This window comes from Aureimonas sp. D3 (assembly GCF_001463805.1).
Classification (GTDB): domain Bacteria; phylum Pseudomonadota; class Alphaproteobacteria; order Rhizobiales; family Rhizobiaceae; genus Aureimonas; species Aureimonas ureilytica_A.
Map to the genome: position 1 here is coordinate 1 of NZ_BBWM01000087.1, position 10,844 is coordinate 10,844.

The following is a 10,844-nucleotide window of genomic DNA, read 5'->3' on the forward strand; positions in this document are numbered from 1 at the left end:
CCTGATCGGCGCGGCGCCCACGATAGTGGTAGCTCGATCGCTCCGCCCGAAGCACACCGCAAGCCCGTCGTGATGCCGGCGTGCTCGCTATAGACTTGAAGATCGGCGCTGGGATTGGCGTGATAGTCGGTTGTATGCAGCCAGCGATAGACGCCGTTCGGGTTGTTGCCATAGTGCTCGGCGATGTCGAGTTCCTGAAAGCCGCCATTCTTGCCCTGGTTGATCTGCTGCGTCGGCAGGAGCCAGAACGCATCCCATGCGCCCTTGGCGTTGGAGAAGTCCGCCCGCATCTCGAAATAGCCATAGGTCTGCTGGAACGAGCCGCGCGTGTGGATGAGGCCGGACTCCCAGCTTCCGGGCATTCCATAGGGCGTGCGGTCGGGGACAGCAGTGATGGTCAGAACGCCGTCCTGCACCTTGAACGGGTCGTAGCCCGACGCGGCGTCCACGAAGGACGAGCGGCCGAAGCCGATGTCGGAATTGGCGTCGAAGCGCCATTCGGGGCGAATGTCGGCCCAAGTCGTTCCGCCACCGTTTTGCGAGATGCTGCGGCTGTCGAACTCGTCGCTGAAGGTCAGCGTATAGTTGGACAAATCTTTCATCGAGCATCTCCATCATCCCGGCTGGCTGCGAGCATCCGGAAGAAAACAGTGCACGACTTATTGTTTCGAAGGCGTAAACTAGATTTGGTGCATTCTATCCTCCTCTGCCCTTCGCTTCGAATATCTAACAGCGAAACTTGGCATCATTCCTTGCATTGCCCGAAATAGAACAGGGCGAGGTAGGCTGGTTACGATAGACTGTTTGCAACCGACCTTTGATCTCATTCCACGCTTTTGTCATCCCGCAGTCCGCTCGCGCGATTGGACATGGGGGGCACTGCGGCATTCAATGAGGACGTAACGCCTTCGTCGCCTCTGGAAGGCGGATTCACGATGTCCACCGATCGAAACGAAGATGGCATCGAAATATCAATCCACCTTTCCAAACACGACCATTCCAACCGATAGCGTCGCCGGTAGATCGAAGGATTTTGAGAGTTTTAATTGCCGATAAGTTGAAACAAGCCGCGATCCCTGTGACCAGTGGGCTGTTTCAACACAGTCATGACGTCTGAAACGGCGTCAAGATGAACGCTGGCTCGGGTGCACACGAGTTTTGCGATCCTCCCGATATTCGAGCAGTTTGAGGTCGGTACTGCCGAAAAAGCGAGCAGCGACAGGGAAATCACGACTGGACGAGATAGTGGACACCGTCCATCATCTCGGTGTGGCGCACGGGGGTGACAGATCGGCGTCCCAGATGGCAAAGGGGGTGACGCATGTCCCAGATCGCCGTGCCGACCGACTTGGTGCTCTCCGTTCGACATCTCACGGTCGACCTTCCGCCGGGCATGGAGCGGCGCCATGCGGTGGAGGATATTTCCTTCGATCTGCCCGCCGGCCAAATCCTCTGCATCATCGGCGAGTCCGGTTCGGGAAAATCCGTGACGGCCAACACGATCATGGGCCTGCTGCCGCCCGCGATCCAAGCCAGCGCCGGCGAGATCCACTTCCAGGGCATCGACATTCTCAAGGCCGGCGAAGCGCAGATGCGCGAGTTGCGCGGGCGCGTCGTCTCGATCATCTTCCAAGACCCGCTCTCGGCGCTCAATCCGCTGATGACGGTCGGCGACCAGATTCTGGAAGTCTTGGAAACGCATCGCCACGGCACGACCCAGAGCCGCGAGGCCAAGGTTCTGGCGCTTCTGGAAGAGGTCGGCCTGCCCGACCCCGCGTTGATGCGCTTCCAATATCCGTTCCGCCTGTCGGGCGGGCAGCGCCAGCGCGTGATGATTGCCATGGCCCTCGCCCTCGATCCCGACCTTCTGATCGCCGACGAGCCGACCACGGCGCTCGACGTGACGACGCAGGCGCAGATTCTCGATCTCATCCGCAAGATCCAGAAGCGCAAGGGCATGAGCGTCATGTTCATCACCCATGATTTCGGCGTCGTCGCCGAGATCGCCGATCGGGTCGTGGTGATGGAAAAGGGCAAGCTGGTGGAACAGGGACCGGCCGGAGAGGTGCTGGTCCATCCCGCGCATCCCTATACGCAGCGACTGGTGGCCGCCGTTCCGCGCATGCGCGCCAGCGCAGCCGAGATCAGCGCGGACGCGCCCGTGGTGCTGGAGGTGGAGAAGCTCGAAAAGGAATATCGGCTGTCCGGCTCCTTCTTCGGCAAGACGCGCGTGGTCAAGGCGGTGGACGGCGTCAGCTTCCAGCTCCGCCAGGGACAGACGCTCGGCGTCGTGGGCGAAAGTGGCTCGGGCAAGTCCTCGCTCGGGCGCGTGCTTCTGAAACTCTTGGAGCCGGACGCCGGCTCGATCCGCTTCCAGGGCCAGGACATCGCGGGGCTGAGCGAGGAAGCGTTCCGGCCGCTGCGGCCCTATATCCAGATGATCTTTCAGGACCCTTTCGCCTCGCTCAACCCGCGCCACACGATCGGGAGGATCCTGACCGTCGGCCCGGTGGCGCATGGCCTGTCCGTGAGCGAGGCGCGCGCCAAGGCGTTTCGCCTCCTTAAGCTCGTCGGTCTGGACGAGCAGGCCTATGACCGCTTCCCGCACGAGTTCTCGGGCGGCCAGCGCCAGCGCGTCGGCATCGCGCGCGCTTTGATGTTCGACCCGCTCGTTCTCGTGGCGGACGAGGCGGTGTCGGCGCTCGACGTGTCGATCCAGGCGCAGATTCTGGAGCTTCTGGACCGGATTCAGAAGGAGACGCAGGTCGCGATGATCTTCATCACCCACGATCTGCGCGTCGCCAGCCAGATCTGCGACGAGGTCATCGTGATGTACAAGGGCGTGGTGGTAGAGCGCGGCCCGCCCACCACGATCTTCCGCGACCCGCAACACGAGTATACGCGCAAGCTCGTCTCGGCGATTCCGGGCGCGGACTGGGAACCGGCGGCCGAAGCCGGCTAGTTCATCGCCGAACGGTCGCCGGCACCAAGGCCGGCAGCCGGAACGCGCGTCGTGGCCCTTTGGGCCATCTTCCGCCGCTGGCGCCATAGGTGCCGGCGACGCTGCTGTTTTCCATGTAAACGTCTGATTTTAAATCGAAAATAATACGGTCTTAGTGCCAGAAAATGGTTGCCAATATCCACTATCTGGCCTTTCATAGTGTCATAAAACCGACAAGCGACACGGCCGCCGAGCCCTGATCGCCGCGCAGCAAGGATGCGGCGCGGCAGGGCGGGAGTGCGCGCGCCCGAATCGAGACCGATGAAGACAACCAAGCCCAAGACGCCGCCGCCGACCCTGCCGCAGGACATCAATATCGATGTGCTGGAAGACACGCTGAGCTTCTACATCCGCACGGTGAACCTCGCCGTCTCGCGCGATCTCGACGAGCGTCTGGAAGGGCTGGACGTTGCCAAGGGCACGGGCAAGATCACCACCCTTCTTCTGGTGGACGATTATCCGGGCATCCGCCCCTCCGTGATCGCGCATCTCATCCTCAAGGACCGCTCGGCCATGGGTCGGCTCCTCGACCAGATGGAGGGCCATGGCCTGATCCGCCGCGAGGTCTCGCCGGAGGACAACCGCGCCCAGCAGCTCTTCATCACCGAGGCCGGGGCGGCCTTGGCCGTGAAGATCCGCGAGATCGTGCCGCAGCAGTCGCGCGACTTCTTCTCCTTCATCCCCGAGGACGAGCAGAAGCTCGTCACCGACATTCTCAAGCGCGCCTATCGGCGCATCGTGGGCCTCTCATGAGCGATCCCCAAAGTTCCGTCGTGCTCATATCGGGCGCCAGCCGCGGCATTGGCGATCACATCGCCGCCGAGCTTTTGCGCCAGGGCTGGCACGTTTCGCTGGGAATGCGCCGCCCTTCCCTGCCGGCCTGGGCTGCGGGCCATGAGGACCGGGTGCATCTCTTCGCCTACGACGCCGAGGACACAGGCGGCGAGGCGCGCTGGGTGGAGGCGGCGCTCGCCCGCTTCGGGCGGATCGACGCGCTGGTCGCCAATGCCGGCATCATGATCCCCAAAAGCGTGATCGAGGCCGAGGACGAGGACATCGACGCCATGATGGCGGTGAATGTGAAGGCGCCGCGCCGGCTTGCGAAAGCGGCGTGGGATTCTCTCTGCGCCACCGGCCGGGGCCGGGTGATCATTCTCGCCTCGCTGTCCGGCAAGCGCGTCAAGTCACCCGGCGCGGGCAGCTATTCGCTATCCAAATTTGCCGCCGTCGCGCTCGCCCACGCCATCCGGCAGGCGGGCTTCGACCAGGGCGTTCGCGCCACCGCCGTCTGCCCCGGCTTCGTCGCCACCGACATGGCGGCGGCGATCACCAACCGCCCGGCCGAACTTCTGACGCAGCCCGGCGATCTCGCGCGCATCGTCGCCCTGCTTCTGGCCCTGCCCAACTCCGCCTCGGTCGCCGAATTCGCGGTCAATTGCCAGCTTGAGGAATTCTTCTGATATGCCCGGTCCTTATGTCGTTCCCGTCCATGGCGATGCCGACCTGCCCAAGGCGGTGGATGTCGTCGTCATCGGCGGCGGGATCATCGGAACCTCCACCGCGCTGGAACTGGCCGAGCGGGGCCTGCGGGTCGCGCTCTGCGAGAAGGGCGGGATCGGCCACGAACAGTCCAGCCGCAACTGGGGCTGGGTGCGCATCTCCCGCCGCGACCCGCGCGAAGTGCCTCTCATGGCGGAATCCTTGCGCATCTGGGCCGATCTCAACCGGCGGACGGGGCGCGAAACGGGCTTCAAGCGATCGGGCATCGTCTTCACCTGCACCGACGAGAAATCCTTCGCCGATCATGAGCGCTGGAACCGCAATCTGGAAGGCTACCAGATCGAAAGCCGGATGCTGAGCGCGTCCGAGTTCAACGCCAAATATCCCGGCAACACGATGAAGATCGCCGGCGCGCTCTACACGGCGGGCGACTGTCGCGCCGAGCCGCAGAAGGCCGCGCCCGCCATCGCCGAGGCGGCGCGCGACCGGGGCGCGCATATCCTCACCGAATGCGCGGTACGGGGTCTGCAACTCTCGGGCGGCAAGGTGTCGGGCGTCGTCACCGAGCGCGGCGAGATCGCCTGCTCCTCCGTGGTGCTGGCGGGCGGGGCGTGGTCCAGCCTCTTCATGGGCAATAACGGGCTGGACCTGCCGCAGCTGAAGGTCCTGAACTCGGTCCTGCGCACCAAGCCGCTGGAAGGCGGACCGGACGAGGCGATCTGGGCGAGCGGCTTTGCCCTGCGCAAGCGCGAGGACGGCGGCTATACGATCGCGGACGGATCGCGCAACGTGGTGGATATCGTTCCCGCCTCCTTCCGCCATGCCGCGAAGTTCATGCCGGCCCTCTCGCATGAGTGGCGCGCGCTGCGCTTCCGGGTCGGCGGGCGCTTCCTGGACGAGGCGCGCCAAGCTCGCCGCTGGGCGCTCGATGAGCCCTCCCCCTTCGAATATAACCGCGTGCTCGATCCCGTGCCGTCCAAGGCCATTTCGGACGCGGCCATGAAGCGCCTGTCGGTCGCCTTTCCGGTGTTCAAGAAAGCCGAGATCGCCCAGCGCTGGGGCGGGATGATCGACGTGACGCCCGATGCCGTGCCCGTCATCGACGCGATCGACGCGATCCCCGGCTTCCATGTCGCCACCGGCTTTTCCGGCCATGGCTTCGGCATCGGCCCGGCCGCCGGGCGGCTGATGGCCGACATCGTGTCCGGCCGCACGCCGCTGGTCGAGCGGCACGACTTCCGTTTCAGCCGCTTCTCGGACGGCTCGAAGATCGAACTGATCAGCGGTTTCTGAGTGTGCGGCGCGGCGGTTCAGGCTGCCGCGCCGCCCCGAAGAGCATGCCGGCAGGCGACTGCCGCCGGGAGGTCCACCGCCCGCAGAGGCGGATGCAACGATGTGATCCCAAGCCATTCCATCCGACCAAGGGGAACCGACACCATGCCCGACAGCCGTAAGCCATTCCTCACCACCACCCGTCGCCAGGCGCTCGGGCTTCTCGCCTTCGGTGCGTCCGGCCTCGTGATGACCGGCCTGCCCGGCCTCACACGCGCCGCCTTCGCGCAAGGCGGTCAGGACGCCAAGGGCCAGTTGACCGTGGGCTTCTCGCAGGAGCCCACCGTCTTCAACCCGCATATGCCCCATATCGAGGTCGATGAGGGCATTCACTTCAGCATTTTCGATCCGCTCTTCTATGTGGACGAGAAGGGCGCCTTCGTGGCGGCGCTGGCGGCCGAGGTACCGACGGTCGAGAATGGCGGCATCTCGGCAGACGGTCTGTCCTGGAAGGTGAAGCTGCGCGACGACGTGAAATGGCACGACGGCACGCCCTTCACCGCCGAGGACGTGAAGTCCACGCTGGAACTCCTGGTCAATCCGAACTTCCGCTCCTGGCGCAAGACCGGCCATGAGTTCGTGCGGGATCTCACGGTCGTGTCGCCGACCGAGATCACCTGGAAGATGGAAAAGCCCTTCGCGCCCTATCCCTCCATCCTGGCCTCGACCTTCATCACGCCCAAGCACATCCTGGGCGCGGCGGCCGATCCGAACACGGCCCCCTTCAACAACGCGCCCGTGGGCACCGGCCCCTTCAAGTGGAAGCAGCGCGTGGCCGGCGATTACATCCTTCTGGAAGCCAACAAGGACTATTTCGGCGATGGTCCGCATATCGCGACCCTGATCTACAAATACGTGCCCGATCTCAACGTCATGTACACCCAGTTCAAGGCGGGCGACATCGACGTGGCCGGCCTGCAGTGGATCACGCCTGATCACTACGAGGAAGCCAAGACGCTGGAGGGCAAGGTCGTGTCCGTGGTGCCAGGATCGACCATCGAATCCCTGACGCTCAACATGGAGCGCCCGCAGTTCAAGGACCCAAAGGTTCGAGAGGCGCTGTATCACGCGATCGACAAGCAATCGATCATCGACGCGCTGTATTACGGACTGCCGACGCCGACCGAAAGCTACGTTCCGCAGCAATCCTACTACTACAACCCCGATCTGCCGAAGCACGAATACTCGCCCGAAAAGGCCAAGGCCCTGCTGGACGAAGCGGGCTGGGTACCCGGCGCGGACGGCGTGCGCGCCAAGGACGGCGTGAAGCTCGCCTTCACCTGCTCCACGACAGCCGGAAACCACATCCGCGAACAGGTGCAGCAATATATGCAGCAGTCCTTCAAGGATCTGGGCATCGAGATGACGATCTCCAACCTGCCCCCGGCCGTGATGTGGGGCGATTACTGGATGCTGTCCCAGTTCGACAGCGTCATCGTCGGCCTCGACTTCCTGACGGGCCCGGACCCGGACACGTCCGATTTCTTCCGCTCGACCTCCAGCCCCGCCAAGGGCGGCTCGGGCCAGAACAACTGGCAGTTCGCCAACAAGGAAGTGGACGATCTGCTCACGCAGGGCGGCAGCCTCTTCGTGCCGGAAGAACGCCGCGCGGCCTATTTCAAGATTCAGGAGATCATGCGCCGGGAACTGCCGCTCCTGCCCCTGTTCCAGTACGCGACGGTGCGCGGCTACAAGCAGGGCGTCGAAGGCGTCGCCTACAACATCAACACGCGCATCGACACCTGGAATGTCGGCCACTGGAGCCTCGCCTGATCAAGTGATCGTCTGATCACGTGATCGGCCGGGCCTCCCCTTGAGGCCCGGCCCGCCGAAGCGGCAGCGCGCTCCCCTCCCGGACGCCCCGCAATCGTGCGTCCCGCGCGCAGGACAGACCATCCGCCGATCCGGAGCCAGCCCCATGTTGCCCTATCTCCTGAACCGCCTCTGGCAGAGCCTGATCCTTCTGGTGCTCGTGTCGATCATCGGCTTCGCGGTCCTGAACCTCGCGCCCGGCGGTCCCTTGTCGCAATTCGCGCTCACGCCTGGCATGACGCGCGAGGCGATCGACCGCATCGCCGAGCAGATGGGCCTCAACCGGCCCCTGCCGATCCAGTATCTCGACTGGGGCTGGCGTCTCCTCCAGGGCGACTGGGGCACGTCCTATCGCGACCAGCGGCCGGTGCTGGAGATCATCTCCGGGCACCTCTTCGCCACGCTTCTCTTGATGGGCTCGTCCACGCTGATCTCGATCCTCGTCGGCACCTGGATCGGCATCAAGGGCGCGACGAAGCGCTATTCGCTCTTCGACTATGCCGCGACGGTGGGCGCCATGGTGGCGCTGTCGATCCCGACCTTCTGGTTCGGCCTCGTCGCCATCTATGTCTTCGCGCTGAAGCTGAAATGGCTGCCGGTCGGCAGCATGTACACGATCGGCGACCAGTCCTTCACCGACTACGCCATCCACCTGGTGATGCCGAGCCTCGTTCTGGCGCTCGTCAATATCGCGGTGTGGAGTCGCTACATGCGCACCGCGACGCTCGACGTCATCAACCAGGATTTCGTGCGCACGGCCCGCGCCAAGGGTCTGACGCAGCGCCGGGTCCTGATGAAGCATGTGGTGGGCAACGCGCTTCTGCCGATGATCACGCTCGCCGGCCTGCAATTGCCCACCATCCTGGGCGGCGCGCTCGTCACCGAGACCGTCTTCACTTGGCCCGGCATGGGGCGGCTCTTTCTCGATAGTCTCGGCTATCACGACTACCCCGTCGTCATGGGCCTTCTCATGTTCTCCGCCATCCTCGTCCTCGCCGGCAGTCTCATCGCCGACCTTCTGGTCGCGCTCGTCGATCCGCGCATCCGCCTGGGGTGACGCCTGCCCGACGCTCCGTCGCCATCGCTTGAAGGGGTTAGATCATGTCCGCCGCAACGCTTCCCATCGCCGCCGCCGCCCCCTCCCCTCGTTGGTGGCGCAGCCGCACCGTCCGCCGGTTCGCGCGCCACAAGCTGGCGGTGGTGGGCTTGGTCATGATCGCGGTGCTGATCTTCGCCTGCGTGGTCGGCCCGCATCTCCTGCCCTATGACGAACTCTATATCGACCTGCGCGCCCGCTTCGCGCCGCCGCTGACCGGCTACCACATTCTGGGCACCGACCCGCTGGGGCGCGATATCGCCGCCCGGCTGTTCAGCGCGGGGCGCATCTCGCTGCTGGTCGGCTTCTTCGCCATGGTGCTCTCGACGCTGATCGGCACGGTGATCGGCGTCGTCGCCGGCTATTACGGCGGGCGGCTCGGAGCGGTGCTGATGCGCTTCGTGGACGCCTTCCTGTCCTTCCCCTCGATCTTTCTGCTCCTGGCGCTCGCCGCCTTCGTCAAGCCCAGCCCTTTCATGATCACGGTGATCATCGCGGTCACGAGCTGGATGGAGATCGCCCGTCTGGTCGAGGCGGAGGTGCGCTCCTTGCGCGAGCGCGATTTCGTGCTGGCCGCGCGGATGCTGTGTCTGCCCAACGGCTGGATCATGTTTCGCGAGCTTCTGCCCAACGCGGTCGGGCCGATCATCGTGGCGGCGACGCTGACGGTGGCGCGCGCGATCCTTCTGGAGGCCTATATCAGCTTCCTCGGATACGGCATCCAGCCGCCCCTGCCGAGCTGGGGCAACATGCTGAACGGCGCGCAGCAATATCTCGACAAGGCCCCCTGGCTCGCCATCGTGCCGGGCGTCGCGATCACGCTCGCCGTCACCAGCTTCAACTTCATCGGCGACGGGCTGCGCGATGCTCTGGACGCCCGCAGCGACCTCAGTTGACGGGAGGCTCGATCATGCCCCGCTTCTCGCCTTTCGAGGATACGCTCTGGTTCGCCACCGCCAAGCCCGCGCCGCGAACCGTCCCGCTGGAGGGTTCCGTCCGCGCTGATGTGTGCATCGTGGGGGCCGGCTATGCCGGGCTGACGACCGCGCTGGAACTCGCCAAGGCCGGCGTCGATGTGGTGGTTCTGGAGCGGGAGGAAGCGGGCTTCGGCGGCTCGGGCCGCAATGCCGGCCATTGCACGCCGACCTTCACCCATTACAGCCTGCCCGAACTCAGGCGCATGCTGGGCGAGCCCTGGGCGGAGCGGCTGATCCAGCGTCAGACGCGGGCCAATGACCGGGTCTCGGCGATGATCCGCGACTATCAGATCGACTGCGAATGGGTGCAGAACGGCTATGTCATGGGCGCGCCGCACAAGGGGGCGCTCGCGGAGATCCGCCGCAAGGTCGAGACCTATAACGGCGTCGGCGCGCGCACGCGCTTCGTGGATCGGGACGAGGTGGAAGCCATCACCGGCAGCCCGCGGTTCCACGGTGGCTGGCTGCACGAGGAGGCGGGCCATCTCAACCCGCTCGGCTACGCGAGGGGCCTCGCCCGCGCCGCGATGCAGGAAGGGGCAAGGATCTTCACCGGATCGGCAGCCCTCTCCTGCGAGCGCGAGGCGAGCGGCGGCTGGGCGGTTGGCACGCCGGGCGGCCGCGTCCTGGCCGACAAGGTGATCTTCACGACCGGGGCCTACACGGTCGGCGGCTGGCCGAAGCTCGACCAGACCTTCAAGATCCAGCGCGTCTTCGTCGCGGCCACGCAGGTACTCTCGCCGGAAACGCGCCAGAGCGTCCTGCCTGATAACACGACGATCCATGACGGGCGCGGCGACATCTACGTCTACAAGTACAATGGCGAGGGGCGCATCGTCTGCTCGATGTTCCCGATGGGACGGCGCGGGCGCGACCTCGCCTATACGAGGCAGGTCATGAGCGAGCGCCTGACCTGGCTGCACCCGCAAATCCGCGAGGCGATCCGCTGGGACTATCTCTGGTTCGGCGAGCTGGACATGCAGGTCCGCACCGTTCCCCGCTTCTATGACCTCGCGCCCGGCATCGTGGCGCTGACCGGGCTTTCGGGACGGGGCGTGCCGACCGGCTCGATGCTGGGCTCGATCCTCTCGGAATGGGCGCTGGGTCAGCCAGAGAGCGAGCTGGC

9 protein-coding genes are annotated in these 10,844 nt (G+C 65.0%); 8 read left to right on the forward strand and 1 reads right to left on the reverse strand.

Translation table 11 applies throughout. The annotated features are described in order from the left end of the window. Positions 1-602: glycoside hydrolase family 16 protein (locus AUL36_RS22650; RefSeq protein WP_156418544.1), on the reverse strand; the 602-nt coding region annotated here is incomplete at its 3' end. A gap of 719 nt (positions 603-1,321) precedes the next feature. Here AUL36_RS22650 and AUL36_RS22655 point away from each other — a divergent pair. The 8 genes from AUL36_RS22655 to AUL36_RS22690 form a co-directional block, all read left to right on the forward strand. Continuing rightward, positions 1,322-2,962, forward strand: coding sequence for an ABC transporter ATP-binding protein (locus tag AUL36_RS22655; protein ID WP_062224490.1), 1,641 nt, complete (start codon positions 1,322-1,324; stop codon positions 2,960-2,962). A gap of 300 nt (positions 2,963-3,262) precedes the next feature. Further along, positions 3,263-3,754, forward strand: coding sequence for a MarR family winged helix-turn-helix transcriptional regulator (locus AUL36_RS22660; protein WP_062224492.1), 492 nt, complete (start codon positions 3,263-3,265; stop codon positions 3,752-3,754). Then, on the forward strand, positions 3,751-4,461 hold the full coding sequence (locus AUL36_RS22665; protein WP_062224494.1) for an SDR family NAD(P)-dependent oxidoreductase: 711 nt from the start codon (positions 3,751-3,753) through the stop codon (positions 4,459-4,461). Before AUL36_RS22660 ends, AUL36_RS22665 begins: the two co-directional genes overlap by 4 nt. Position 4,462: 1 nt before the next feature. Beyond that, entirely contained in the window at positions 4,463-5,794 is a 1,332-nt protein-coding gene (locus AUL36_RS22670) for an NAD(P)/FAD-dependent oxidoreductase (protein WP_062224496.1), read from the forward strand. Positions 5,795-5,938: 144 nt separating this feature from the next. Then, complete coding sequence (locus AUL36_RS22675) at positions 5,939-7,606, forward strand: peptide ABC transporter substrate-binding protein (RefSeq protein ID WP_062224499.1); 1,668 nt, start codon at positions 5,939-5,941, stop codon at positions 7,604-7,606. Positions 7,607-7,751: 145 nt separating this feature from the next. Beyond that, complete coding sequence (locus tag AUL36_RS22680) at positions 7,752-8,702, forward strand: ABC transporter permease (RefSeq protein ID WP_062224500.1); 951 nt, start codon at positions 7,752-7,754, stop codon at positions 8,700-8,702. A 44-nt stretch (positions 8,703-8,746) separates the two neighbouring features. After that, positions 8,747-9,637 (forward strand): ABC transporter permease, encoded by an 891-nt coding sequence (locus tag AUL36_RS22685; protein WP_062224502.1) that lies wholly within the window; start codon positions 8,747-8,749, stop codon positions 9,635-9,637. Between the two features lie 14 nt (positions 9,638-9,651). Next, on the forward strand, positions 9,652-10,844 hold a 1,193-nt coding region (locus AUL36_RS22690), incomplete at its 3' end, for an NAD(P)/FAD-dependent oxidoreductase (RefSeq protein ID WP_062224504.1).